Raw genomic sequence first — 25,475 nt, forward strand, 5'->3', positions numbered from 1 at the left:
CCTCAATGACAGAAACGCGGCCGCAGGCGTCGATCAAGGCGTTGATGGCGGGTGCGATCGACTATGCGGGACTATTTCCGCCGGCCGGCTTGTCGATGCCTGAGGCAGTAATTAACTACGCGACGTATCGCAACAGCAATTACGCGTGGATGCTGGGCCGATTCGTGGTAACGGCGGCGCGGCTGGACGAGTTTTGTGGGAGCGCAAAGGATTTTATTTCGCGCGACGGCAACAACGCTTGGCGCATCGCGGTCGTGGCCGGGGACGACGTCACGAAAACGATCGACCAGGTCAAGAATTTTAATGCGGTGAACGGTCCCGGTATTGTGTGCGACGTGCTCGAGATACGGGCCGATTCGCAGGGAGTGATCGAGAACGCGGCCATCTCGATGCCGAGCGATATTACGGCATATTTTGAATTGCCGCTCGACGCAACGCTGCCCGATCTTGTCTCGACGCTCGCCGTTCGCGGGCAGCGGGCGAAGATACGCACGGGCGGCGTGACGCCCGAGGCCTTCCCCTCGACGCGAGATGTCATTCGATTCGTCAAGACTTGTCTCGCGGCGAATGTTAGATTTAAGGCGACCGCCGGGCTGCATCATCCGATACGGTGCTTTCGGCCGCTGACGTATGAGGCGGAGAGCGTGAAGGGCACGATGCACGGCTTTTTGAATCTGTTCCTGATGACCGGCTTCGCCCGCGAAGGCTATCGCCCGACGCTGCTTGAGGACGTGATGGAAGAGGAATTCGAAGAGGTATTTACTTTCGACGACCAGGCGGCCATCTGGCGTGACGAATACGTCTTATCGACCTGGCAGATCGAACGCATGCGCGAATACGGCCTGCAATCGTTCGGCTCATGCTCATTCGACGAGCCGGTCGCTGATCTTCAGAAATTAGGAGTTTTATAGCCGCAAAAAGGCGCGAAAGGCGCAAGTAGGCGGTTTCTTATTTCGCGTCTTTTGCGCCTTTTTGCGGCAAATCTTTTATGTACGAGATAAACGAGACACATGACCCGGAGTTGAGGAGTTGGGTCGAGAGCGCTAACGATCCGGGGACGGATTTTCCGATACAGAATTTGCCGTTTTGTGTCTTCTGGCCAGACGATGAAGAGGAAGGTCATCCCCGGCTTGCCGTAGCGATCGGCGACAAGGTCTTTGATCTATTTGGAGCTATTCGCGAATGCCTCTTCGGTCACGGGTTCGACGACCTTCTGTTTGATGTCGACATGTGCGAGCCTACGTTTATCTCTAACGTATTCGGGCCCGAGGCGTTATTGCACCTGCGCCTTGCGGCGATGGCAGCACTCGCTGATTCTGCAAGTGCGACCACGATCAAAGCGGCGCAACACCTGCTCGTGCCGATGAATAGCGTAGAGTTTGAAATGCCATTCTCAATCAGCGACTACACCGACTTCTACTGCTCGATCTTTCATGCGACCAATGTTGGGGCGATGTTTCGGCCGGACAATCCCTTATTGCCGAATTATAAGTATGTGCCGATCGGGTATCATGGGCGGGCTTCGTCGATCGTGGTGTCGGGGACGGACATCAAGCGGCCGCATGGGCAGAATCGGTCGGATGCGGAGAAGCCGCCGGTGTTTATTCCGGCTAAGAGCCTCGATTACGAGATGGAGCTGGGCTTTTTTGTCGGGCGTGGGAACGAGATGGGCACGGCGATACCGATAGGCGCGGCCGAGGAGCATATCTTTGGGGTGTGCCTGGTCAACGACTGGTCGGCGCGAGACATACAGGCTTGGGAATACCAGCCGCTTGGGCCGTTTTTGGCGAAGAATTTCGCGACGACGATCTCGCCGTTTGTCGTAACGATGGAGGCGTTGGCTCCGTTTCGGACGAAGGCGTTCGAGCGCGACCCAGACGATCCGCAGCCTTTGGATTACCTGAATGACGAGCAGAACCAGAAATTCGGCGGGCTCGACATCAATCTTGAGGTCTATATCCAGACCGAAAAGATGAGGAGCGAGAATATCGAGCCGCACATCCTGTCGCGTTCAAACACCAAAGACCTCTACTGGACCGTCGGCCAGATGCTGACGCATCACGCGTCGAACGGCTGCAACCTGCAGACCGGCGACTTGATCGCGTCGGGCACGGTCAGTGGCCGTGAAAAGTCTGAACGCGGCTGCTTGTTAGAGCTAACCTGGCGTGGCACCGAGCCTATCGATCTGCCGTCCGGCGAGCAGCGGAGATTCCTCGAGGACGGCGATGAGGTCATCATGAAAGGCTACTGCGAACGCGACGGCTTTCGCCGCATTGGCTTTGGCGAATGTCGCGGCCGCGTCTTGCCTGCCGATCAATAGCAATGCTTTGGCCTGCCCTAAAAGAGATCCACGATTCCGTCCTGGTAGTTACGGCCGAAGGATTTGAGGATCGTCACGAGAATGTACGACGAGCGTTGGGAGCGGCCAACTTCGAATTCGTTTATGGTATTAACAAGGCGTCGACATCGATCAACGAACTGAAGGCGCGTCGTGTTTACGATGAGTCGCGTGCGATAGAGCTCGACCGTCGGGACAAGCCGATGACCCTCGGTGCGATCTGCTGTTCGATAGGCCATCGCACAGCCTATGAAAAGTTTCTTGCGACGGATGGCAAGTGTTGTCTGATCCTTGAGGACGATGTGCGGCTGAGCGAGTTTTCGGACGATCAAATAGGACGGATCGTGGCCGATGCTCCGTCGGACGCCGACCTGATCTATTGGGGCTACAGCTTAGGAGGACGTCGTCCGCGGAGCGGCATCTTGAAGCAGGCGTTCTATCACGTGATCCGCAGCGTTGGGATACTGAAATACGACCACACGATGATCCGAAACCTGTATGACCGGCCGTATAACGAGCATTTTGATATCGCGGGGAAACACCTCCTGGCTCATGCTTATACGGTGTCGCGCCGAGGAGCCGAGACGTTGATAAATTGGAACACACCTATTGCTCTCAGCGCTGATGCAAATTTGATGTATGCCGCAATGAAGAATGACGTCCGCGGATACGTCTCAATAGAACAGATCATTGACCAACGAAGCATTGACCCGTCAGACACGATGATCACCTTACAGTGAGGCTGAGCCGTTTGTGTCAAATCACAAACTCGTGCAAACAAACGCTAGCCCTGAAGGCTATATGCTTGCCGAATTGCTAAAAACACTCCACGACAAAGTGTATGTCATCACTAATGCCGCAGCGGAAGGTCGTCAGCGATCGGCGGTCGAACAGCTTGGGGGAGCCGCGTTTGAGTTCGTTTATAGCGTCGATAAGAGTGATGTTTCAAAGGAAAGCCTGATCGCGGACGGAACATACGATGAGGCACTTGCCGTGCGGAGCGATCCAAAGGGACGGACGATGACGCTTGGCCATATCTGCTGTTCGATAGGTCATCAGCGAGCCTATCGAAAGATGCTTGAGGATGGCTGCGCTCGTGCGCTTATCTTCGAGGATGATGTCGTAACCCTTCCGGTCGATGATGCGGAGATCGAAAGGATCCTCACGAATGTGCCGGCTAACGCCGAACTGATCCAATGGGGTTGGAACGGTGGACGTTTCAGGCCGCCGCTGGGGCACCTACAGCAGGCTTTGTTCCACGTCAGGCGCGCATTCGGCCGCTATCCGCTGAGTCATAGGATGATCCGCAACCTGTATATGCGGCCTTACAACGACCACTTTCATACTGCATCGGTCAATTTTCTTGCCCACGCTTACACGATAACGAGATCGGCCGCTGAGACCTTTATCAGGCGGAATACGCCGATCAGGCTCAACGCAGACCATCTGTTCATTCACGCGGCCCTCGCGGGAGAAATTAGGGCCTATGTGTCGAAAGCACAGCTCTTCGGCCAGCGAAGTATCGACCCTTACGATCCGCTCGAATCGCTTACCCAGAAGTACTACTGACCGTCGGCGTGGCGAATCTATCGGCGTTTGGTAAAATTCCCTTGTGGGAACATCTCCGGCATTATCCGAGGCGGCGGTTCGCCGTGTTCCGGGCGAGTCTGATGCGAGTGATTCGAGAGACGTGCTTGCCGTCGAGGAACCGCTCGAGATACGGCTCGGATTCGCTGACAAGACGCATCGCGCGATCTCGATCACAATGCGCACGCCGGGTGATGACGGCGAACTGGCGGCGGGATTTCTATTTACCGAGGGCATCATTACTTCGCCGGAGCAGATCAGGCAGATACGTCATTGCGGCCTCAAGATACGCACCGGAAGGGGCGTTATCGACCGCGCCGCAGCACTCAATTCGAACACAATTCGCGTCGATCTGGCTGATGGTGTTGAGATCGACCTCAAACGGCTCGAGCGGCATTTCTATACCTCGTCGAGTTGCGGCGTTTGCGGTAAATCGTCGATCGAGGCTTTGCGAACGGGCGTCAAACCGTTGTCGAACAACGGTTTGACGGTTAGCGACGATGTAATCCATTCACTTCCGTCGAGGCTACGTAAAACGCAGTCGGTGTTTGACGAGACCGGTGGGCTGCATGCGTCGGCGCTCTTTACGGCTGACGGAATGCTCGATATTGTCCGCGAAGATGTCGGACGGCACAACGCACTCGACAAGATCATCGGACGCAATTTTTTGGACGGCGGACTGCCGTTGTCGGAGCGAGTATTGCTTGTCAGCGGCCGGGCGAGCTTTGAACTGGTGCAAAAGGCCTTGATGGCAGGCATCCCAATAATGGCCGCCGTCGGTGCACCATCGAGCCTGGCCGTCGAGCTCGCAAACGCCTACGGCATGACGCTGATCGGGTTTGTGCGCGACGGACGGTTCAATGTTTACTGTCATCCAAGCAGTGTCCGAGATAACTGAGAACTGATTATCATCAGTTAGGAGCCTTTGGAAACATCATGGCAGACCGATTTTTCGTATACGGCACTTTGGCGCCCGGACGTCCGAACGGGCACATACTCGGGGATGTGCCTGGCACGTGGGAGCCCGCTACGGTTCGAGGAAGTCTGATCCAAGAAGGTTGGGGTGCAGAGGTTGGCTACCCGGGTATCGTGTTGTCCGACGACGGCGATGAAGTGCATGGCTTCATCTTCACCTCGGCGGACCTGTCAACGCACTGGGACCGGCTAGATGAGTTTGAGGGCGATGGCTATGAGCGTGTGCTCGTTCGTGCCACGCTCGCGGACGGATCCACGGTTCATGCACACATTTACATCATTTCCGGCGTGCGTTCGGATCATTCGGGCGGCACCTAACAGTCCGTTCAAGCCAACGTTGTGTCGCAACGTGGCTTAACTCAAGCGTTATGAGTTATTCCGAAAACAAACTGTGAAGACTGGGCACCTAAAAGTTACGCCACCGCCGCGAGTCTCGGCCGGCATGCATGCCGTTACGAATGCGCTCAGGCATGTGTTCGGCAAGATGGGCGTGGTTCGCGGCACGCGGGGCATGCTCAAGCTCAACCAGAAGGGCGGCGTCGATTGCCAGTCGTGCGCGTGGCCCGATCCGGACCGCCGAACGATCAATGAGTTCTGCGAGAACGGAGCGAAGGCGCTGGCTGACGAGGGGACGACACGGCGGATCGGGCGCGAGTTCTTTGCGGAGCACTCTGTAGCAGACCTTTCCGAGCAAACGGATTTTTGGCTCAACCAACAGGGCAGGCTGACCGAGCCGATGGTGCTTCGCGAGGGCGGGACGCACTATGAGCCGGTGTCGTGGGAAGCAGCGTACGCGATCGTCGCCGAACATCTCAACTCGCTCGCGTCGCCCGACGAGGCCATCTTCTACACATCGGGCCGCACGTCGAATGAGGCAGCATTTATCTATCAACTATTTGTGCGTCAGTTCGGGACGAACAACCTGCCGGACTGCTCGAACATGTGCCACGAATCGACAAGCGTCGCACTCGCTGAGTCGATCGGTTTGGGCAAGGCGACGATAAGGCTCGAAGATTTTGAGCGGACGGATCTTGTCATTGTCATCGGACAGAATCCGGGCACGAATGCACCGCGAATGCTCTCTTCGCTCGCCGCCGCCAAGGCCGCGGGAGCGAAGATGATCGCGATCAATCCGCTCGAGGAGGTCGGGCTCACAAGTTTTGTCGATCCAAATCCACAGCACGGCAACCCGTTGTCGGTGTTGGGCCTGCGGCCGGCAAAGCTCGCCGACCTGCATCTGCCGGTGCGGATAGGCGGCGACATGGCCGTCATCAAAGGCTTGATGAAATCGCTCCTCGAACGTGAACGAGCGGCACCGGGAACGGTGTTCGATCACGAGTTCATCAGCGGGAAAACCGAAGGTTACGATAGGTTCATCGCGACGCTCGATGCCACCTCCTGGGACGTCATCATCGAGGCGTCAGGGCTAGGACGTGCCGAGATCGACGAGGTAGCCGCGATGATCGCGGAGTCAGGTTCGTTCATCACCTGCTGGGCCATGGGTGTGACACAGCACACCGACGCGGTCGCAACCATTCAGGACATCGTAAATCTCCACCTGCTTCGTGGCGCCATCGGCCGGCCCGGAGCGGGGCTGTGTCCCGTCCGCGGCCATTCGAATGTGCAGGGCGACAGGACGATGGGCATTTGGGAGAGGATGAACCCCGTGTTTCGTAAGAATCTCGAACGCGAGTTTGGCTTTGAGACGCCGGAGCACGACGGGTTTGATACCGTTCAGTCAATCGCCGCGATGAGCGACGGGCGGGCACGAGTTTTCTTCGCGATGGGCGGCAATTTTGTCGCCGCCTCACCGGACACCGAGACGGTTGCCGCGGCTGTTGCGAATTGCGACCTAACGGTCCAGGTCATCACAAAGCTCAACCGCACGGCTCTGACCCCGGGCAAAACCTCGCTGATATTGCCCTGTCTTGGCCGGACAGAAATAGATCGGAGTGCGGACACTCTTGTCCGCATGGACGCCGCTTCGGCGTCCGATTCCGTAAGAATGGGTAAGGTGAGTGAAACCACAGCTCGAGTCGCCGGAGGAACCGGCGATGCGGACAAGAGTGTCCGCACTCCGACGGAGCAGTTCGTCTCCACTGAGAGCACAATGCTGAATGTGCAGATGTCGCGCGGCATCTATGAGCCGGGCTCGCCGCATTTGCGTAGCGAGGTTTGGATCGTCGCTCAGATGGCGAAGGCAGTGTTGGGCGATAGGTCGAGCGTTGATTGGGACGCGATGTGCGGCGATTACGATCTCATTCGTGACGCGATCTCGCGCGTCGTGCCGGGCTGTGAGGATTATAACCGGCGCATTCGCGTGCCCGGCGGCTTTTATATGCCGAATCCGCCGAATGAGGGCCGGTTCCCGACACGGTCCGGAAAAGCCCTTTTCCGGCCGAGTGAGCTTTCAAAGATCGATCTGCCGCCGGGCCGGCTGCTGTTGACGACGATACGGTCGCACGACCAGTTCAATACAACGATCTACGGCCTCGATGATCGCTATCGCGGCATCGACGGCGGGCGGCATGTGCTGTTCATAGGTGAGGCCGATATCGCGAAATACGGCCTGACGGCCGGGCAAAACGTCGATATCACGAGTCATTTTAGCGATCGCGAACGGTCGGTTTTTGGTTTCACGGTCGTGCCATATCGAATGCCGCCGGATTGCGTCGCGGCGTATTTTCCTGAGGCAAATCCGCTAATCCCGCTCGGCAGCACCGCAAAACGCAGCGGCACGCCGACATCGAAATGCGTGATCGTATCCGTCACGCCAAGCGTATGATCGATCTCGAAAGTTTCATCCTGATCGGTGGCCGCTCGTCGCGGCTTGGTAAGGACAAGGCGTTCGTCGAGGTCGATGGCGTAACGTTGGCGGAACGAGCGGCGCGGACAGTCGAGCAGGCATTTCCAGATGTTCACGTTACGTTCGTTGCCGGAGCCGGCTCGCAGTTTCCGCTCGATACTATTGCCGGGCTTGCCCGCCCAATGATCGCCGATCTGCGGCCCGGCTTTGGTGCGTGGAGCGGGCTGCATGCGGCGTTGGCATATGCGCGAACGGAATGGGCGTTAGTGTTGGCGTGCGATTATCCGTTTGTGACGGACGAGCTATTGAGGTTTCTCGCCGGCTGCGCGTCCGACGGGCACGATGCCATCGTTGCGGTTCAACCGGACGGGAGGCTGCAGCCGCTTTGTGCGTTGTATCGCGTCGGGCCGATGCTCGCTGAGATCGAGGGACTGATGAATCGATGCCATTCTATGCCGCCGCTGGTCCAGTTTCTGGAGAGAGAGCAAACGCGACTCGTCGCGGCTGATGAGTATTCGGCAGCCGGCGATCCTAAGATGCTTTTTCTGAACATCAACACTCAAGACGACCTTGAGCGTGCGCGTGTGGCAAAATAGACTTTGTGGACATCTGGCCTGACAAGTTTCGCGAGGAGTGCGGCATATTCGGCATATTTGGCCATGCCGAGGCGTCAACGCTGACGCAGCTTGGGCTGTTTGCCCTGCAGCATCGCGGCCAGGAGGCGTGCGGCATCGTATCGGCGGACGGCGATGACCTGATCCAGCAGCGCGGGATCGGACTGATCGCCGACGTGCTGAATCCCGAGGTGCTGACCAAATTGCCCGGCACGGCGGCGATCGGGCATACGCGATATTCGACCGCGGGCAAGAACACGATCAAGGAAGTTCAGCCGTTTCGCGTGAAATGCCAGCATGGACTGATCGCGGTATGTCATAACGGCAACCTGCCGTTTGCCGAGGCCCGCCGCCGCGAATTGGAAAAGGACGGCGCGATATTCTCATCTACGTCTGATACCGAGACCATCCTGCACGGCATCGCTCGAACGAAGGCCACGAACGCCGTGGAGGCGATAAAGAAAGTCCTCGCCGAGACCGAAGGCGCATTTTCACTGCTTTTCCTGACGACCGATGCGTTGATCGCGGTGCGTGATGCACGCGGATTCAGGCCGCTGGTGCTGGGCAAATATCAGGATGCGTGGTGCGTGGCTAGCGAGACGTGTGCATTTGACCTCATCGACGCGGAATACGTTCGGGAGGTCGAGCCGGGCGAGATGGTGATCATTGACTGGCGCGGGCTGCATTCATCAATGCCGTTTGAGCAGAAGCAGCATGCGGTATGCACGTTTGAGCATGTGTATTTTTCGCGGCCGGACTCGATCATTTTTGGCCGCTCGGTGAATCAGTCGCGGCATATGATGGGCAGGCATCTCGCGGTCGAGCATCCCGCGGACGCCGACATTGTTGTCCCTGTGCCCGATTCGGGCGTGGCCGCGGCTATCGGCTATTCTGCCCAGTCCAGCATACCGTTTCGGCAGGCGATAATTCGCAATCATTATGTCGGCCGCACGTTTATTGAGCCCACGCAGAACATCCGTTCGTTTGGCGTCAGGCTCAAGCTCAATCCGATCAAGGACCTCATCAACGGCCGCCGCGTGGTGTTGGTGGATGATTCGATAGTGCGCGGCACGACCTCGAAAAAGATCGTCCAGATGGTCCGCGAGGCCGGCGCGGCCGAGGTTCACATGCGCGTTTCGTGCCCGCCGACCACGCATTCCTGTTACTACGGCGTCGATACGCCCGACCGCGATCAGCTTATCGCCTCGCACACGCCCGTGGACGAGATCTGTCGCCAGATCGGTGCCGACAGCCTCGGCTACCTGTCATTGACGGGCCTGCTCCAATCGATCGGCCTCGATCCGGCAGCGACCTGCTCGGCGTGCTGGACCGGCAAATACCCCACGCTGATCGCAAACAGCGAAAGCGCCGCAAGCTGAGCCAGCGACTTATTTCTTAATGTAAGGTTCGAGCAGCTTGAGCCATGATCGCTCGGCACGCTTGTGTTCCTCGCCGCAACGGACGGCACGGTCCGCCGGCAGGATATCCGGCTTGACCATCCACGCATTTTTCTTTTCGTTACTGCCGTAAACGAGGCATATCATGTCGTAGAATCGCGTTTTGCTGAATGAATGTTCGTCCCAATAGACCATATCATTTGGGTCCTGGTCGCGGCTGGCGATCTCGAATTCAAGGGCAGCGTTGATCGTGCTCTGCGTGCCTTCGTCGGAGCCGTCAAGCATTAGGATCGTCGCTAGCTGATCGACAGCGTCTTCTTCTCGGCCGGTCGCGGGCAGCTCCCATACGTCGATCAGGCAATGGCCGAGCTCGTGAAAGAGCGTCTGCACCAGCGTGTCCTCGACCATCGAGTCAACCTTCTCCTGGTTCTCTTCGATCGTTTTGAATTCGGCCTCGTATTGTTCGAGCAGCTCGTAGCAAAAGGTGATCTCTGACGTGCTTGGGCTGTAAAACGCATTCGGCTCGCCACAGGCATCCATGTTGATATAGACGTCCTTTGGCATAGCGAGCAGGCCATTCAATTCGTCGACGATGCCCCGAAACACATCCTTGACCTCCTTGGGCATGTCCTTTTTCGGATCCTTCGCCTTGGTCTTTGGGGAAAAGCCTACCTTGAAATCGCCCTTATCGAGCGGATGTTTGGCCGGCGGTTTCGGAGTTGTTGCCGGCTGGCCTGCGGCCATTCCGACACCTGCAAACGTGAAAAAAGCTATAGCCGCGAATACGCGCGTGATCGTCAATTTCATTGTTATGAAGTTCCCCGATTGAATGGATATTTCCGAGCGAGTATAAGCCAGTTTGGTGCTCTAACGCAATAGAGCGTAAAGGCCACTTTCAATTGATATCGAGGATGAGCGGCGTGGCCACGCCTGAGCGTTTGGAGAGGATATTTATCACAAAAAGGTCACCTGGCAGGTTCGAGAATGAGATGTCGCCGTTGAGGCGAACATGTGCATAACGGCGTTCGAGAGTTGTCGGGTGGATCAGTTCGACAATGGCGCCGGCGAAGCGGCTTTTCGGACCGGTGACAAAGCCACTCAGCACAAAACTGCCGACGGCGGTGCCGCTTGACGCATTCGTGTCGTGGGCACCCACATCGATATTTGCATTGAACGGATTTCGGCGAAATCGGCGCTGGTCGAGTCGGCCGTTTGGTATCGGGACTCCGGGAAGCGTCGGACACTCTGCGGTCCTAACACAGGCGTTGCCGTTAAGGATCGCCGGGCTGCCCGTGAGCGGTGCGAACGTGTCCGTCTGGCCGCCGTTGTCTGAGAGCGGGCCGAGCATTGGATCAATGATATCGTTGTTGCTGACCTGATCGCCGTTCACGCCATTGACAAAGCCCGTGCTGCCATTGGCGGCAGTGACGATATTATTCCCGCCCGACACGAATGCCCCTTGCAGGCTGTTGCCGAGCGCCGAATCGCGGCCGATGATGGTGTTGATTACGCGGACCGCGCCCTGGCCGACGTTCTGGATGCTGTTGACTGCCTGCGTGCCGGTGTTTTCGACAAACGTGTTATTGGCGAGCATCAGGATGCCTTCGTTGTAGATCGCTCCGGCGGCCGGGGCAGTGTTGCCGGTGATCGTTGAGTTGGCGATCGTCATTTCGTGGCCGCTGCCGCTGTTTACAATCCCGCCGCCGATGGGGCTGCCGATATTCGAATCGATCAGGCAGCGATAAATGCTCGTTCTGCCCGAAGAAAAGACGCCGCCGCCCATGCCCGTATTGCCCGTCACGCGCGCATCATACAGCCCCAGCACGCCATTGGTCTCGACAAAAATGCCGCCGCCAAAAAGGCCGTTGCCATTCTGGATCGTAAGCCCTCGAATATTGACCGACACCGGTGCCTGCGGAATGTGAAAGATTCGAAAATTCGGCGCTCCCGCAGCTCGCCGCACCGTCAGCCGCCTCGCTCCGGGACCTACGATGTCGAGGTTCTGCGTCAGGCTCAGCTCGCCAAGCGTCAGATCGATCACGGCCGTCGGCCCGAGGTCAAAAATGATCGCGTCGCGGGTCGTGCCGGCATTCGCTTCTTCGATCGCCGCGCGCAAAGAGCACTGCCCGCCCGTATCCGCGCAACTACGGTCGCCCGGCTGCACATCATGTGTATCGCCGGAATTGTTGACGATCAACAGCAGGCCGGTAACGTCCTGAGCGGCGGCCGACGAGCAGCAGAATCCGAGGACGGCTAACCCGAGCCTGAGCAGATATATGACCTTCATTACGGTCGTTTGATGCGGCATTCCGATAATGGTTGATCGCATCGCATCGCGAATCGATGGTCGCAACTCAAAGAGCGACACAAGGCCCCAACGGCGGAAGGCTTGGTCAATAGGTATGGTTCCAATTTAGCGACCGAAAGATGGAATAACCGATATTGCGTTTTGTGCGGACGTCGATCAGGTAATGGCTACCCTCATCCATCGGAATGGGGGCGGTACCAAGGCCGGGAACCACAAAGAAGCTTCGCTCCTCAAGAGTCTCGACATCCGTCACGATAACGCGTGAATATGCCAAACTCGCGGGCGACTGGCCATAGAAGCGCGGTGAGGCCACAGCGGTGTTGGGCCCGGAGCCAAATTCGTACGAACCGATATCAACGTTCAAACCGGCCCCTCGCTTGGCTCCGCGCTGGTCGTAATAAAGGTCAAAATAGTATCCCATCGATCCGCAACCGGATCCTCCGGTCGTCACGCACGGGTGACCGGCCTCGATCGCGGGACTGCCGGGCATCAGAGCTATCGAGTCAAGCTGTCCGCCATTGTTCGCGAGTGGGGCAAGCATCGGATCGAGCGAGTTGTTGGGACTCGTTATGTCCGACGACGTCCATCCACCGCTGCCAGAGGTGTTTGTCACAAGATTGTCACCCATCGAATCAAACTCGCCTTCGACCAGCGGCACGGATTGCCCGGTGTCGCGTCCAAATATCGTATTTATCGGGTACACGGTACCGCCGGTGTGATTCTTGATGCCGCTAGCGCCCGCCGTGGCGTGATTCCCTGAGATCGTGTTGTTCGCCATGGCGATCGTCCCGAGATTTGCGAGGCCGCCGCCGATCTGCGCGGAGTTATTCGTTACGGCTGCACTCATGATAGTGACGCCCATGCCCGAGCCAACAAAAATCCCGCCGCCTTGTCCGGTCGCGGTGTTCCCGTTCAGCAGGCACCTCTCGACGATCGTCGTGGTCATCGATATGCCGTCGCCTTGGAAAGCGATACCGGCCCCGAATTCTGCCCGGTTTCCGCTGATGGCGAGATCCTTGAGATCAACTCTTTTCGAGGCGAGGATGCCGCCACCGTTGGTGAACGAATGCCCATTCGCGATCGTCATGCCCCTCAGAAAGGTGGGTGCTGCGAGATTGAAGATGCGAAAGCTCGGGAAATTCGGCGTTGTGTCCCGCATTATGGACAGCCGTCGCGCACCGCGCCCGAAGATGCCAATCTGGTTCGTGACCAGCAATTCGCCAATTGTTAATGTGATAACGGCTGGAACTGGTACGTCAAAGATAATAGCGTCGGTCGCCGTCGTCGCATTCGCTTCCTCGAGGGCAGCACGCAGTGTGCATTTGCCGATTGCGTCGCGACATAGACCGTCGCCGGGTGCGGCGTCGTGAGAATCGCCGATGTCGTTGACGGTGATCACCGTGCCCTTATTTTGGCCGAAGACGGTTCCGCCGAAGCCGATGGTCAGCAGAACAAAAAGTGCCACCAATACGCCGGTGTTGCCATTCATATTCGAGTAACCTCCGAATCCATTAGGCTAGAACCTGTCTGATAATTATATCACGCGAGTCAAGGGCATCTGATGTCAACGTGATCCTTCCCATCTTCATCAAAATATCGTATACTGACCTTCCCGCGTGGGGGCGACAGGCTTCGACAGGGGCTTGTATAGATCTTTGAATGCACGTCGGGCTTTGCACAGGTGAGCTCGTTAAAAACACTTGATGCGAAACAAATGCTAATCAAGAATTAGCTCTCGCTGCCTAATTAAACTAGGTCAAGCGATGTCTCGCCGGAAGTTGCGTCTCTTGCGACCGGCCGAGGCATAACACAGTAGAGGCTCGGGCCCGTTCACCGCCTGCGAACGGTGCCTTAAATTTAGTCAGGTTAGCCGCAGATGAGGTCTTGTTCGTTCATCTGCTCATAAGCGGCGAAACTTAAGTGAACGAACTAAACGTGTAGATTTCACTGGTCGCAACCTTTGGATGCGGGTTCGATTCCCGCCGCCTCCACCAATTAACCTTCTCGAAACGCCGCCGGCTCGCCTGTGGCGTTTTTCATTTAATCGGTCTATACTGGCAATTACCCTACAAATTAGACGCGACGGGAGGACCTGCTATGAAGAACGTGGTTTCGGCGTTTGGCGTTGCCATTCGGGGGCTCTTGCCGATTATTCTCTTGCTGGCTGCGGCTTGGCTGCCAAGGCCGGGCAATTCGGATCCCGCCTTGCCTGCGTTAGACGAGTCACTGCAGACATTCACCGTTACCACGAACGCTGACGAAGGTGCGGGATCTCTCCGGCAGGCGATCATCGATGCGAATGGGGCGGCGGGAACCGACACGATCGCGTTCTCGGTCGGCAGCGGGCCGGTCTCGATCAATCTTTTGACGGACCTGCCCGATATTACCGGACCGGTGCTGATCGACGGGACGACGCAGCCGGGATTCGCGGGCATTCCATTGGTCGAGGTGCAGGGTTTCGGGATAAAGATCACCGGCGGCGGTTCGACGGTCAGGTCGATCTTGGTGACCGGCGGTCCGGGCGTGATCCTCGAAACGGGCGGTGGGAACACGGTGATCGGCTGTCGGCTGACAGGCCTGACGGCCGGAGTGTTTATCAATAATTCTCCAAACAATCAGATCGGCGGAACGACCGCCGCGGCGAGCAACAATATCGGCAGCAATGGTTACGGTGTCCGCATCATCGGAGCAGCGGCATCGGGGAATATCGTTACGGGGAACTTTATAGGACTATTCTCTGACGGCGGGGACGGCCGGAATACAACGGTCGGCGTGGCGATCGAAGGCTCCCCGAACAACCGCATCGGCGGCACGACCGTGGGCGAACGCAACATCATCTCGAACAACGGAGGCGGTTCGACAACGCCGTCGAATCTGTTCAGGGGAAACGTCTTTATCACGGGTGCCGGCGCGACCGGGAACACCGTTCAGGGCAATTACATCGGCACGAACATCGCCGGGACCGCCGACGGAGCGATCGGCACGAACGGCAATCGCCATAACGGCGTCAGGATCGACGGTGCTCCTGACAACACGGTTGGCGGCACCGTCGGCACCACGCCGGGCGGTTCCTGTACCGGTGCCTGCAACGTCATCTCCGGCAACAGGACCAACGGAGGCGTTTACATTACCGGTGCCGCGGCAACCGGTAACAATGTAGTCGGCAACTTTATCGGTACAAATGTCGCGGGCACCGCCGCCATCATCAATGTGCGGGGCGTGACGGTCACGGGTGGTGCCTCTAATACCACCATCGGAAACGGCACGGCGGCGGGCCGCAACGTGATCTCAGGTACGACCGGCGGCCTCGAGAATACCGAGGGCGGCATCGTCCTCGATGGACCCAACAACACCGTTCATGGAAACTACATCGGCTCGGACACCACAGGAACGCAGGTGCTCGGAAACATCCCAAGCGGCATCCTCGTGACCGGCACCGACAACACGATCGGCACAGGTGAGGGCACGACCTTCGGCGGTGCCTGCACCGGCGGCTGTAACCTCATCGTCCCCTCGGGCGGCCCGGGCGTCAGGATCCTCGGCACCACCAACCCGATAGGCCGGAACACGGTTGATTACAATTACATTGGCCTCAACGCAGCCGGCACAGATGCATTGCTCGGGGTGAACTTTCCGGGCGCGATCTGGATAGTAGGGTCGAGCCAGAACACGATTGGAAGAGCGGGAACGCCCGCTCGTTCGGCGGCGCTTCGGTCACCACCGGATTCCCCTAATGCCATTCACTGCATCCAGGACGAGACGTCGTTCGACTACATCAAATTTGACGACCAAACAGGCGTATATTCCTGGAAGAACTGTCGGACGGGCCAAATGGGGGGGCCAAGTCCAGGCAGGGTCCATACATCTATCGCGGGCGAGATCGTCCTTGAGGCTACGGACGTGCAAGCCTCTGCCTTTCCGGGATCGGCAAGAGGATACGGTACCATTTTCTTTGAACGGCCGTTCCCCTACTCAAGCGGTCACATAATGGTTGGGGATACGCAGACGTCAAACAGTACCTGTGAATGTCCAACCGAAGGTCAGGAACACGATACAAGTGGGCATTACTTTCAAAACGGAGCGAGCGATAACCATGTGAATGGTGTCAGAATAAACAGGACCGCTAACGACCCCGACTCGAATACTACGCCTGGCGCTAGTTCCGCGATCAATAACGACAACGGAACCGGCAATACCTTCGCGAATCTCGATATTGCGGGAACCAGTTCATCTCCGATCATTATCGCAGCGGGTACGAACAATCTTCTAGAGTCCCTCAGGATCCTAGAGGGTCTCCCTAGTTCAATCGGTTCTCCGTTCATTGACCTGAACAATAATGGCCGTGACATCAACGACGCTTTGGACGCAGACGGGGGCGCCAACCGGACACAGAACTTTGCCTCAAACGTGAAGCTCTCTAAGGTGGAAAACGGCGATTATCACCTTACCGGCAGTTATCACAGTTTTCCTGGTGCCCAAGTTGACGTCGCCTTATCCGGCTTGAAAATAACGGAGGTAACCGAGCATGTTCTCGACGGCACGGTGATAGAACTTGGGATAAGAGTCGGCGTGACTACCGACGGCAACGGAAATGCTGCGATCGACCAAACGTTTACCGAAGCTGACGCCGGATTGATAGGCACATTTGATGCGATAACTACGCTTGCTACCGTGACCGCTCCGGCGACGTTTGTGGGAGATACCTCCGAGTTTTCGGACCCGGTCCCGGTTCCGGACCCTGTGGCGGATTCCGACAACGATGGGAAAACAGATATATCCGTCTTTCGCCCCGCAGGTGCCAATGGGCCGAGTTTTTGGTACATCCTCAACAGCTCGGACAGTTCGATTCGTGCGCAGCAGTTCGGGCTTGGTAACGATGTGATCGTGCCGGGCGATTATCAGCGCGACAATGTGTCGGACTTCGCGGTTTTTCGCCCCTCGAATGGCACTTGGTACAACTCGCTGGTCACTGGCGATCCGGCGACCAATTTTGACGCTGTGCAGTGGGGTGCTCCGACAGACATCCCGGTCGTGGGCGATTTCTTGGATATCGGATCTAATCAGCAGGCTGTCTTTCGGCCAAGCGAGGGGAATTGGTATATCAGGAATCCATTTAACAATTCGGGAGTAGTTCTGAATTTTGGCCTGGCCACGGATAAGCTGGTTCCGGCCGATTATAACGGCGACGGCCGGACCGATCCGGCGATCTATCGCGACGGCCTGTGGGCGATTAACCCGTGCATTGGCTGCGATGCGATCTTTCATCATTTTGGACTTGCGGGTGACATCCCAACGCCGGGTGATTTCGACGGTGACGGGATCGCTGATATCGCTGTATGGCGGCCATCGACTGGGGTTTGGTATCTGAACCAGAGCGCGGCCGGGTTTACGGCCTTTCAGTGGGGAGCCAACGGCGATGTGCCCGTTAACGGTGATTTTGATGGTGATGGGAAGACCGATATTGCCGTCTGGCGGCCTTCGACGGGAATTTGGTACATCCTGCGGAGCACGGCGGGCTTCTTTGCGATCCAATGGGGACAGAACGGCGATATTCCGGTGCCGAGGTTTCAGAACTAGCAGTGCTCAAATGAGCGTTTGCGAATTTTGAGTTATCCTTGACAGGTGACTCAGAACGAGCTTCCGATCGGTATTTTTGACAGCGGCGTGGGCGGGCTGACGGTTTACCGCGCGTTGCACGACCGGCTGCCGAATGAGCATTTTGTTTATCTCGGCGATACGGCCCGAGTGCCGTATGGGACGAAATCGCTGGCGACCGTCGAGCGGTATGCGTTAGAGAATTCCCAATTTCTCGCTTCGCGGGGCATCAAGATGCTCGTGGTTGCGTGCAACACGGCATCAGCCCTTGCCTTGCCGGCAATCCGCGAAAGGATCGGCCTCGATGTGGTCGGCGTGATCGGGCCGGGCGGGCGACGGGCGGTCGAGATGACCCGGGACAAAGAAAGCCCGCGTATCGGTGTGATCGCGACCGAGGCCACAGTTGCGAGCGAAGCCTATCTCGAAGCGATCCGGCGTGTATCGGAAACTGCTGAGGTCCTGCAAGCCGGCTGCCCACTGTTCGTCCCGCTAGCCGAGGAAAACTGGACACGCGAACCTGAGACATCTTCGATCGCCGCAAAGTATCTCGCAGGAATGAAACAATTCGCCCCGGACGCGCTCGTGCTCGGGTGCACGCATTATCCAATACTCAGAGAGGTTATACAGCAGACGGTCGGTGAGGATGTTATCCTTGTAGATTCGGGCGAGGCAACGGCCGACGAGGTCGCGGCGCTGTTGCACGAGAAAGGCTTGACGAACACGAATGAGGTCGCCGGCCACCGGACGCTCTGCGACGACCTTGATCATTTTTACGTGACCGACGCTGCCGACAGGTTCGGCCGCGTGGCAGAACGTTTTCTGGGCGTCAAGCCGTCAAAACTCGAAGCGATCGAGGTTTACGGCGTGGATCAGTTAGAGAATTAAACAGGATATACAGGATAAACGGGATATAAGAAATTTCCTGTTCTGTTTATCCTCTTCATCCTGTAAATCCTGTTTGCACTAGATGACTTACGAGAGAATCGACAAAAGGACACACGACCAGATCCGCGCGACAAAGATCACGCCGAACATCTCGCCCTATGCCGAGGGATCGGCTCTGATCGAGGTAGGCGGGACGAAAGTGATCTGCACGGCATCGGTCGAGGACCGAGTGCCGATGTTTATGCGAAACAAGGGCCTCGGCTGGGTGACGGCAGAGTACGCGATGCTTCCACGCGCGACGAATACTCGCACGCAGCGCGAGACGCAGAAACCTTCGGGCCGGACGGCCGAGATCCAACGCCTCATAGGCCGCAGCATGCGGGCCATTGTTGATACTAAAGTACTCGGCGAGCGGCAAATATATCTTGATTGTGATGTCATTCAGGCTGACGGCAGCACGCGATGCGCTTCGATCACGGGAGCATATGTCGCGCTCGCACTAGCCTGCCGAAAGCTCGTAAAAACCGGTGTCATCAAGACAAATCCGATCCTCAGCGAAGTCGCAGCCGTCAGCGTCGGCATCATCGAAGGCACCCCGATACTCGATCTCGCCTACGCCGAAGACAGCGAGGCCGAGGTCGATATGAACATCGTCTGCACTGGCGAGGGCAAATTCATCGAGCTGCAAGGCACCGCCGAACGTGAGCCCTTCTCACGCGACCAAATGGACGCAATGCTGGTGCTCGCCGAAAAGGGGATACACGAGTTGTTCACGATACAGCGCTACGCGCTGCATGGATAAACTATTGAGAAACCCGCGGTCAAAGCATAAAATCAACGTATGACAGAAACGGTCCAAGAGATACTCGCGACGTTCGACCACCTTCCGCTTAGCGATCAAAAGGAGGTCACAAGGGTTATTCTTCAGCGTTCGCTCGAGGTTGATACTCCGACCCTTTCCGACGATGAAATGGTCCTCCAGGCAGAGGAATTATTCCTTGAACTAGACAAACAAGAGGCTGAGGATGCCGGAACCTGAACGCGGGGAGGTTTGGTTGGTGGATCTCGGCTATGCAGCAAAAGTCCGCCCCTGTTTGGTGCTAAGCGTTGCTGCCGAAGTCGTTGACCGTGCCTTAGCTACTCTTGTTCCACATACGACCAGCACAAGGGGTTCTCGCTTTGAGGTGAAATTACGGGTCCGCTATCTCCGCGCAGGTGCGTTTGACGTACAGAACCTCGTAACGATCCCGCACGCAAAGCTCATTAGAAAGCTAGGTTCGTTGATCCCGTCGCAAATGACCGAGGTCGAAGATAGGGTCAGGTTTTGGCTAGGGTTGTAACATCATCGGAGGGTTTAGTGACGAAGAACTTTGAAGGCAAAGCGGCGATTGTAACGGGCGGTACGCGCGGGATCGGGAAGGCGATCGTGTTGGAATTGGCGCGTCGCGGGGCGAATGTTGCGTTCAATTATTCAAAGAGCGAAGACGAGGCTGAGGCGTTGAAGGCCGAGGTTGAGAAGCTAGGCGTTCAGGCGCTCGCGGCTCAGTGTGATGTTGCGAATACAGAGGCCGCGGCGGAGTTTGTCGGGCAGGTGAAAGAAGCGTTTGGCACCGTTGACTTTCTCGTCAATAACGCCGGCATCACGCGGGACCAGCTCATTCTCAGGATGAAAGAGGACGATTGGGATGCGGTCATTGATACAAATCTCAAAGGCGCGTGGAATTTCTCAAAGGCTGCTATACGGCCAATGATGCGCAACGAGGATGGCGGCTCCATCCTGAACATCACCTCGATCTCGGGCGTTGTCGGCATGCTCGGACAATCGAATTATTCGGCTTCAAAGGCCGGCATGATCGGGCTGACAAAATCGCTTGCCAAAGAGGTTGCCAGCCGCAAGATCACCGTCAACGCACTCGCACTCGGCCTGATCGAGACCGACATGGCGGCGGAGATGAACGAGGATTACCGCGAAAAATATCTGACGATGATCCCGCTCGGGCGGCTCGGCAATGTGCAGGAAGTGGCTGAGATAGCCTGCTTCCTTTTCTCGCCTTCGGCGTCGTATATCACGGGCCAGGTCGTGCAAGCCGACGGCGGCCTGGCTATGTAAACGCCCGCACGCGATGTCTTTCACATATCAGCAAGAGGAACAGCCCCGGCCCGACGAGCCGATCAACGAAGAATTTGCGGAGATCTACCAGCCGACGCCGATCTACACGACGGTGCTGATCGTCGCGATCCTGGGCGTGGCGGCCGTTCAGTTCATCGCGGGACTTGAGCCGTCGATAATGGCGGCCGGATTTGATAAGCCTGCGTTTCTTATCGGCCATGAATACTGGCGTATCCTCACCGGGGCTACGGTTCACGGCGGCGTGATGCACGTCGCGATGAACTGCTACGCCTTCTACAGTTTTGGCAAGATCGTCGAGATGCTGTCAAATCGCGCCCATCTGGCCATAGTTTTTCTATTGTCGGCGATCGGCGGCGGCATCCTGAGCCTCGTCTTCGTTCCTGACGGCCTTTCGGTCGGAGCGTCAGGCGGCATTGTCGGACTGGTCAGCTATTTGCTTGTTTATGCGTTTCGCCGCAGGAGATTTATTTCCGCGGAGTTTCGAAAGAGCCTGCTGATCAATATCGGTTTTATCGTCATTTTCGGCCTTGTCCTGTTTCGAGTGATCGATAATTTTGGCCATATCGGCGGACTCATCACGGGTGCCGTTTATGGTTTTGTTCAGATCCCGTCGGACGAATATACGGACCCTCGCGCAGCAGGTGCATTCGCGCAGATGGCCGGGCTTGCGGCAGTGGGCACCTATCTCGCGGGCTGTTTGATGAGCGTCCTGCTGATCCTGAGGGTGATCTAGGTAATGGGGCGCGTCCGAGTTCATCAACACGTCAATCCGCTGGCACCGTATTTTCGCCGTTCGCCTGAGCCTATTGATCTCGCGGCGGTCTTTAGCGATCCGACGAGGCCGATCTTTCTTGACCTCGGATGTGCGCGTGGACGTTTCTTACTGCGAATGGCCGAGGCCGAGCCGAGTTGGAACTATCTTGGCATCGAGATCCGGGAAGCACTGGTTACGGAAGCCAACAGGCTTGCTGCCGAGGCCGGATCACAGAATCTCCACTACGTCTTTTGCAACGCAATGCTCTGGCTTGATCGGCTGCTCGAGGCGATCCCGACGGGATCGCTCCAGGCGGTGGCCATTCAGTTCCCTGATCCGTGGTTCAAAAAGAAGCACGCAAAACGCCGTATGGTGAATGGCGAAATGATCCGAACCATTGCTCGTCGCCTGGCACCGGGCGGAAGCGTTTTTGTCCAAACAGATATTGAATTTTTGGCTGATGAGATATTCGACCTGTTTCGAGCAAGCGGTGAATTTGAGGAGACTGAGATCGATATGAGTCCGTTTCTCGTTCAGACAGAACGTGAGCGAGCCGTCCTGGACAAAGGGCTCGCTGTATATCGCAGATCTTTCAAGAAGGAAAAGTAAGGGCCGGCGTGTTGGCCGGCCCCACTTGAAATGGTTACCAGTTGATATCCAATTCGTAATCGTCAGCCCCGCCATTCGGATCAAAGATCTGGACGATCGCCGTGAAATCATTCTCCCACGACGGCTGCTGAAGGATATTCATCGTGCCGCGGCCCTCGCGCCGGCGAACCGTGACCGATCCCGGCCGCCGTGCAAGGTAGCCATTAATATCAAATCTGACATTCGATAGGCCCGTGCCCGCCGTGTCCTGCGACTGCACATCGCTGCCCGAGATCATGATGTTCACGCTCTGGTCCACCCGGCCGCGCCATCGGACACTTCCTGAGCGATACGGTTCCTCGACGTTTTGCGCGGTGCCGGACCAACTGATCTCGACGCCGTACGTATCAGAGCCGCCATTGCGGTCATATATTTGCACGATCGCCGTGTAGTCGTTGCCCCGATTCGGCTGCTGAATAACCGAGACCGTGCCTCGCCCGTCACGCCTGATCGCAGAGACCGTCGTCGCCCTGCGCGGCAGCACGCCGTTCATATTCTGAGAGTGCACGCTTGCTGGATTACCGCTGATCGTCTGCGTTCTGAGCGTTGCGCCCTGAATGACCAGGTTTACGCGATCATCTACGCGGCCGCGCCATGATGCGGTCCCCGTCGATCCGCCCGGCGTCGGATAGCCGGGATTGTTATCGATCGGGACATCATATTGGCGAGGACGGTTGTTAAATCCGTCATCATAACCCTTCTGATAGTAGAGGCCGATGCTTGCGTCATAGCGTCCGCTGACGCCGCCCTCAACACCGCGTGAATAGCGACGGTCATTCTGTCCCTGTTCGTAGCCCGCGTCGTAAGCGTTGCGCTGTGCTCCGGTCCACCTGACTCTCGGCCGCACGCTATCGTAGCCCGCCGAATAGCCGCGCCGATAGAAGTCCTCATATTGGTTGGTGTTCGAATACTTGTTTCGATAGCGGCGGTAATCGTCACTGCGATTGGCACGGCCATCGTCAACGCCATCCTGATAACCTTCGTCATAGAATCCGCACCTGATCGGCGACGCCGTGTTCCGGTCGCATTGGGCTGCGGCCGTAATACCGCCAAACGCCAAAAGGCAGCCCATCACTGCCGCAAAAAATATGTTTCTCATTTCGATTCCTCCATTTTCCAAAATAACTAAAAGACCGGATCGGCCATTAGGTGGGCGATCCGTGCTCTAAGATGAAAAGTTTACGCGTGGCCGATGCCATCAATTATTCCCATCGCTTCTCTTTCCTGAATCGCTTTATCACCATATCGCGCCGCAGCCTGGCAAGATGATCAATGAACAATCGCCCGTCACAATGGTCGGTCTCGTGCAGAAACGCCCGTGCAGCATAGCCCTCGGCCTCGCGCTCAAACCATTCGCCGTTTGCATTCTGTGCCTTAAGCGTTGCACGCAACGGCCTCACGACCACCGCCGGGACCTTCCCGACCGACAGGCAGCCTTCCTGGCCGGACTGCTCGCCTTCGACCGCTATGATCTCAGGATTTGCAGCGATCAGCTTTACACCCTCGCAATCCATCACAAAAAGCCGCAGGCCCAGTCCGATCTGCGGGGCGGCAAGGCCGACGCCTTCGGCGTCGTACATCGTGTCAAACATATCGCGGCACAGTTCAGCCAGATCGGGGCCGAATTCGGTCACAGGCTCGCCGCGGCTGGCCAGAACGTCTGCCGGATATTCAGTGATCGGTCGAACCGCCATCTATCTGGGAATAACACCCCACCGTGAGTCACGGTGATAGTCAGGCCGTGCGTTGAACCCCTTTTCTTCACGCGCAAGGCATCGCCAGCAAACGACGTAGGGCCTATTCGAGGCTGAGAGAAATGTGTTGTAATACTCGACCTCGGCGTCACATTCCGAGCATCGCGCCAGTGGTTTCTTTGTGGTTTTGGGATCGATCATGGCGTTTTTCTGCGCAAGAGAAAGAGCTTCTCGAGATAAAAATCCTTTTCGATGACTATAGTGTAATTTGCCGCCACAAAATTATCCAACGGGGCGCAGTCCCGCGTCGTCCGGCATATCTCGCCCGTGACAAGCCAGATCTCCTCGGTGTCGCCCGGGATCTGTGTGATGACGCTATCGGCCTCCCTTGCACGGCTCAACACCGGGTCCGATGACGTTCCTGTCGAAAACTCGAAGAGATTCCCTACCGGCAATATATGATTCAGGCCTCGATAATGGTATGGCAGGGCCATTGCGTCAAAGGCCGGGAAAACGACGATCGGCTGGCCGGGACGTTCATTCTCCTGAATGAAGGCACCGATCCGGGCCCAATCGCCGCGTTTGACACCGGCGGGATATAGGTTCAACAGCGCGTACGAGAATGATGCAAGGACGACGAAACCTGCGGCGAGCGACGCCAGTCTCGCCGTCCGTTCGTTGGTCCTATTGAAGAGGTCGGTCAGGAGTGATGCGGCAAAGAAGAGGACGGGAACAAACAGGACCACCACAACCCCACGCGGCTCCCTAAACGGCCCGCTGGCGAAGCATGCCCCAAGCAACATCGCCGCTGAGACACCCGTAACGGGGCCGAGAGCGGCCGTTAGGCGCGAGATCGAATCCCGACGTCGAATCACGGCAAGAATTATCGTTCCCAAACCGGTCAGCACTATCCATGTCCGGGTGGTCGAGGCCGCCGTAACCGCAGACGATGAGAATAGTTCAGTTGGCAGAATAAACGTCAAAAGACCATCCCAAAGAATCCGAAGGCCGTCGATCAGACGAAGGGCCGATCGAGCATCACCGCCGGGCTGCGGCTTCACGATGAAGATGAGAGGAACGCACGCTATCGCCGCGACGGCTGCGATCAGCAGGTATCGCCTCGCCTGCTCCCATCTGCCGGCAACGAGAAAGGCCGCAAGGAAGCCCGCAAACAGAAGCAGCAGATAGCAGCTCGTATAGGCAGCCACGATCGCCGTGAATGCCAGCCAGAGCCAGCGTGCATTTCGCCTCCCATCGCTCTCCAAAAATATGTCGAGGAAGAACCTGACCGAGATCACCGACAGCAGCACTAAAAGCGAATAGGAGCGTATCTCAGTGCTTGCCCATACGAGCACCGGATGAATGGCGAAAAAAGCTGTCGCCAGGAGCGTTGCTTCGCGTGAGAACATACGCCGGGCAGTTCCGGCAAAGACACGTATGGCCGCCACGCTGCAAATGATCGAGAAAAGGCGGGCAAAAAAGATCGATGCGTCGATCGACCTCCACAGGCTCATGATCCAGAAATACAGCGGCGCCTGCCTCTCGTCTATTGCCGCGTGCCGGATAGCTGACAGTAATCCATGCTGTGTCGAGTAGAGTGTTGCCGCCTCCTCCGCCCAGATATTGAGCGAGAATGCGAGCGGAATAACGATAAGCAAATGAAGCAGAATGAGCGGGAATGAGCCTGTCCCTGCTCTCGCGGTTCTGTCGGGCATTTCGTCAATGATAATCCATCGAGGACGT

24 protein-coding genes and 1 other RNA gene are annotated in these 25,475 nt (G+C 57.1%); 18 read left to right on the top strand and 7 right to left on the bottom strand.

What is annotated here, in order from left to right; translation table 11 throughout:
• Positions 1 to 5: 5 nt before the first annotated feature.
• The 9 genes from IPM59_15115 to IPM59_15155 all read left to right on the top strand — a co-directional run bounded on the left by IPM59_15115 (position 6) and on the right by IPM59_15155 (position 9,699).
• Positions 6 to 911, top strand: a complete 906-nt coding sequence (locus IPM59_15115; protein ID MBK9216897.1) for a hypothetical protein — start codon at positions 6 to 8, stop codon at positions 909 to 911.
• Between the two features lie 77 nt (positions 912 to 988).
• Entirely contained in the window at positions 989 to 2,320 is a 1,332-nt protein-coding gene (gene fahA, locus IPM59_15120) for a fumarylacetoacetase (protein MBK9216898.1), read from the top strand.
• A 2-nt stretch (positions 2,321 to 2,322) separates the two neighbouring features.
• Positions 2,323 to 3,078 (top strand): glycosyltransferase family 25 protein, encoded by a 756-nt coding sequence (locus tag IPM59_15125; GenBank protein ID MBK9216899.1) that lies wholly within the window; start codon positions 2,323 to 2,325, stop codon positions 3,076 to 3,078.
• A 13-nt stretch (positions 3,079 to 3,091) separates the two neighbouring features.
• Positions 3,092 to 3,907 carry a glycosyltransferase family 25 protein gene (locus tag IPM59_15130; GenBank protein MBK9216900.1) on the top strand — a complete coding sequence of 272 codons (816 nt, stop codon included), beginning with the start codon at positions 3,092 to 3,094 and terminating at the stop codon, positions 3,905 to 3,907.
• 43 nt (positions 3,908 to 3,950) lie between these two features.
• Entirely contained in the window at positions 3,951 to 4,823 is an 873-nt protein-coding gene (gene fdhD / locus IPM59_15135) for a formate dehydrogenase accessory sulfurtransferase FdhD (protein ID MBK9216901.1), read from the top strand.
• A 38-nt stretch (positions 4,824 to 4,861) separates the two neighbouring features.
• The gene (locus IPM59_15140; GenBank protein MBK9216902.1) at positions 4,862 to 5,218 is read left to right on the top strand and encodes a gamma-glutamylcyclotransferase; all 357 of its coding nucleotides are present in this window, start codon (positions 4,862 to 4,864) and stop codon (positions 5,216 to 5,218) included.
• A 124-nt stretch (positions 5,219 to 5,342) separates the two neighbouring features.
• Positions 5,343 to 7,685 carry an FdhF/YdeP family oxidoreductase gene (locus IPM59_15145; protein ID MBK9216903.1) on the top strand — a complete coding sequence of 781 codons (2,343 nt, stop codon included), beginning with the start codon at positions 5,343 to 5,345 and terminating at the stop codon, positions 7,683 to 7,685.
• A complete protein-coding gene (locus tag IPM59_15150) occupies positions 7,682 to 8,302 on the top strand; it encodes a molybdenum cofactor guanylyltransferase (GenBank protein MBK9216904.1) in 621 nt (206 codons plus the stop codon). Before IPM59_15145 ends, IPM59_15150 begins: the two co-directional genes overlap by 4 nt.
• 5 nt (positions 8,303 to 8,307) lie before the next feature.
• Positions 8,308 to 9,699, top strand: coding sequence for an amidophosphoribosyltransferase (locus IPM59_15155; protein MBK9216905.1), 1,392 nt, complete (start codon positions 8,308 to 8,310; stop codon positions 9,697 to 9,699).
• 9 nt (positions 9,700 to 9,708) lie between these two features.
• Here the strand turns inward: IPM59_15155 and IPM59_15160 are convergent, their stop codons facing one another.
• The 3 genes from IPM59_15160 to IPM59_15170 form a co-directional block, all read right to left on the bottom strand.
• Positions 9,709 to 10,524 (bottom strand): hypothetical protein, encoded by an 816-nt coding sequence (locus tag IPM59_15160; GenBank protein MBK9216906.1) that lies wholly within the window; start codon positions 10,522 to 10,524, stop codon positions 9,709 to 9,711.
• An 88-nt stretch (positions 10,525 to 10,612) separates the two neighbouring features.
• Entirely contained in the window at positions 10,613 to 12,046 is a 1,434-nt protein-coding gene (locus IPM59_15165) for a hypothetical protein (protein MBK9216907.1), read from the bottom strand.
• A 64-nt stretch (positions 12,047 to 12,110) separates the two neighbouring features.
• Positions 12,111 to 13,514: a hypothetical protein gene (locus tag IPM59_15170; protein MBK9216908.1), complete on the bottom strand. Its 1,404-nt coding sequence runs from the start codon at positions 13,512 to 13,514 to the stop codon at positions 12,111 to 12,113.
• 129 nt (positions 13,515 to 13,643) lie between these two features.
• Here IPM59_15170 and ssrA point away from each other — a divergent pair.
• From ssrA to trmB, 9 genes are all read left to right on the top strand, one after another.
• Positions 13,644 to 14,019: a transfer-messenger RNA gene (gene ssrA / locus IPM59_15175) on the top strand.
• Between the two features lie 103 nt (positions 14,020 to 14,122).
• Complete coding sequence (locus IPM59_15180) at positions 14,123 to 17,602, top strand: VCBS repeat-containing protein (GenBank protein MBK9216909.1); 3,480 nt, start codon at positions 14,123 to 14,125, stop codon at positions 17,600 to 17,602.
• A 45-nt stretch (positions 17,603 to 17,647) separates the two neighbouring features.
• Positions 17,648 to 18,505 (top strand): glutamate racemase, encoded by an 858-nt coding sequence (locus tag IPM59_15185; GenBank protein MBK9216910.1) that lies wholly within the window; start codon positions 17,648 to 17,650, stop codon positions 18,503 to 18,505.
• 82 nt (positions 18,506 to 18,587) lie between these two features.
• Positions 18,588 to 19,307, top strand: a complete 720-nt coding sequence (gene rph / locus IPM59_15190; protein MBK9216911.1) for a ribonuclease PH — start codon at positions 18,588 to 18,590, stop codon at positions 19,305 to 19,307.
• Between the two features lie 39 nt (positions 19,308 to 19,346).
• Complete coding sequence (locus IPM59_15195) at positions 19,347 to 19,544, top strand: hypothetical protein (protein MBK9216912.1); 198 nt, start codon at positions 19,347 to 19,349, stop codon at positions 19,542 to 19,544.
• Positions 19,531 to 19,845, top strand: a complete 315-nt coding sequence (locus tag IPM59_15200; GenBank protein MBK9216913.1) for a type II toxin-antitoxin system PemK/MazF family toxin — start codon at positions 19,531 to 19,533, stop codon at positions 19,843 to 19,845. Before IPM59_15195 ends, IPM59_15200 begins: the two co-directional genes overlap by 14 nt.
• Before the next feature lie 17 nt (positions 19,846 to 19,862).
• Positions 19,863 to 20,615, top strand: coding sequence for a 3-oxoacyl-[acyl-carrier-protein] reductase (gene fabG, locus IPM59_15205; GenBank protein ID MBK9216914.1), 753 nt, complete (start codon positions 19,863 to 19,865; stop codon positions 20,613 to 20,615).
• Positions 20,616 to 20,628: 13 nt separating this feature from the next.
• Entirely contained in the window at positions 20,629 to 21,369 is a 741-nt protein-coding gene (locus tag IPM59_15210; GenBank protein MBK9216915.1) for a rhomboid family intramembrane serine protease, read from the top strand.
• Positions 21,370 to 21,372: 3 nt separating this feature from the next.
• Positions 21,373 to 21,999 carry a tRNA (guanosine(46)-N7)-methyltransferase TrmB gene (gene trmB / locus IPM59_15215; GenBank protein ID MBK9216916.1) on the top strand — a complete coding sequence of 209 codons (627 nt, stop codon included), beginning with the start codon at positions 21,373 to 21,375 and terminating at the stop codon, positions 21,997 to 21,999.
• A gap of 34 nt (positions 22,000 to 22,033) precedes the next feature.
• On the opposite strand, the gene IPM59_15220 is transcribed toward trmB, so the two are convergent.
• The 4 genes from IPM59_15220 to IPM59_15235 form a co-directional block, all read right to left on the bottom strand.
• Complete coding sequence (locus tag IPM59_15220) at positions 22,034 to 23,137, bottom strand: hypothetical protein (protein ID MBK9216917.1); 1,104 nt, start codon at positions 23,135 to 23,137, stop codon at positions 22,034 to 22,036.
• Positions 23,138 to 23,240: 103 nt separating this feature from the next.
• Positions 23,241 to 23,732, bottom strand: a complete 492-nt coding sequence (gene def / locus IPM59_15225) for a peptide deformylase (GenBank protein ID MBK9216918.1) — start codon at positions 23,730 to 23,732, stop codon at positions 23,241 to 23,243.
• On the bottom strand, positions 23,733 to 23,933 hold the full coding sequence (locus tag IPM59_15230) for a hypothetical protein (GenBank protein ID MBK9216919.1): 201 nt from the start codon (positions 23,931 to 23,933) through the stop codon (positions 23,733 to 23,735).
• The gene (locus tag IPM59_15235; GenBank protein ID MBK9216920.1) at positions 23,930 to 25,447 is read right to left on the bottom strand and encodes a glycosyltransferase family 39 protein; all 1,518 of its coding nucleotides are present in this window, start codon (positions 25,445 to 25,447) and stop codon (positions 23,930 to 23,932) included. The genes IPM59_15230 and IPM59_15235 overlap by 4 nt, the downstream gene beginning before the upstream one ends.
• Between the last annotated feature and the right edge of the window lie 28 nt (positions 25,448 to 25,475).

This window comes from Chloracidobacterium sp., assembly GCA_016715795.1.
In the GTDB taxonomy this organism is placed as follows: Bacteria; Acidobacteriota; Blastocatellia; order Pyrinomonadales; family Pyrinomonadaceae; genus OLB17.

Bases quoted from the DNA above. Each gene is read 5' to 3' on its own strand.
- IPM59_15145 (MBK9216903.1), top strand. From the start codon at position 5,343: ATGCATGCCGTTACGAATGCGCTCAGGCATGTGTTCGGCAAGATGGGC.
- IPM59_15125 (MBK9216899.1), top strand. From the start codon at position 2,323: ATGCTTTGGCCTGCCCTAAAAGAGATCCACGATTCCGTCCTGGTAGTT.
- IPM59_15195 (MBK9216912.1), top strand. From the start codon at position 19,347: ATGACAGAAACGGTCCAAGAGATACTCGCGACGTTCGACCACCTTCCG.
- IPM59_15180 (MBK9216909.1), top strand. From the start codon at position 14,123: ATGAAGAACGTGGTTTCGGCGTTTGGCGTTGCCATTCGGGGGCTCTTG.
- IPM59_15230 (MBK9216919.1), bottom strand. From the start codon at position 23,933: ATGATCGATCCCAAAACCACAAAGAAACCACTGGCGCGATGCTCGGAA.
- IPM59_15165 (MBK9216907.1), bottom strand. From the start codon at position 12,046: ATGCGATCAACCATTATCGGAATGCCGCATCAAACGACCGTAATGAAG.
- IPM59_15220 (MBK9216917.1), bottom strand. From the start codon at position 23,137: ATGAGAAACATATTTTTTGCGGCAGTGATGGGCTGCCTTTTGGCGTTT.
- IPM59_15140 (MBK9216902.1), top strand. From the start codon at position 4,862: ATGGCAGACCGATTTTTCGTATACGGCACTTTGGCGCCCGGACGTCCG.
- IPM59_15210 (MBK9216915.1), top strand. From the start codon at position 20,629: ATGTCTTTCACATATCAGCAAGAGGAACAGCCCCGGCCCGACGAGCCG.
- def (MBK9216918.1), bottom strand. From the start codon at position 23,732: ATGGCGGTTCGACCGATCACTGAATATCCGGCAGACGTTCTGGCCAGC.
- IPM59_15200 (MBK9216913.1), top strand. From the start codon at position 19,531: ATGCCGGAACCTGAACGCGGGGAGGTTTGGTTGGTGGATCTCGGCTAT.
- IPM59_15170 (MBK9216908.1), bottom strand. From the start codon at position 13,514: ATGAATGGCAACACCGGCGTATTGGTGGCACTTTTTGTTCTGCTGACC.
- fahA (MBK9216898.1), top strand. From the start codon at position 989: ATGTACGAGATAAACGAGACACATGACCCGGAGTTGAGGAGTTGGGTC.
- IPM59_15160 (MBK9216906.1), bottom strand. From the start codon at position 10,524: ATGAAATTGACGATCACGCGCGTATTCGCGGCTATAGCTTTTTTCACG.
- trmB (MBK9216916.1), top strand. From the start codon at position 21,373: ATGGGGCGCGTCCGAGTTCATCAACACGTCAATCCGCTGGCACCGTAT.
- IPM59_15115 (MBK9216897.1), top strand. From the start codon at position 6: ATGACAGAAACGCGGCCGCAGGCGTCGATCAAGGCGTTGATGGCGGGT.
- IPM59_15235 (MBK9216920.1), bottom strand. From the start codon at position 25,447: ATGCCCGACAGAACCGCGAGAGCAGGGACAGGCTCATTCCCGCTCATT.
- rph (MBK9216911.1), top strand. From the start codon at position 18,588: ATGACTTACGAGAGAATCGACAAAAGGACACACGACCAGATCCGCGCG.
- IPM59_15150 (MBK9216904.1), top strand. From the start codon at position 7,682: ATGATCGATCTCGAAAGTTTCATCCTGATCGGTGGCCGCTCGTCGCGG.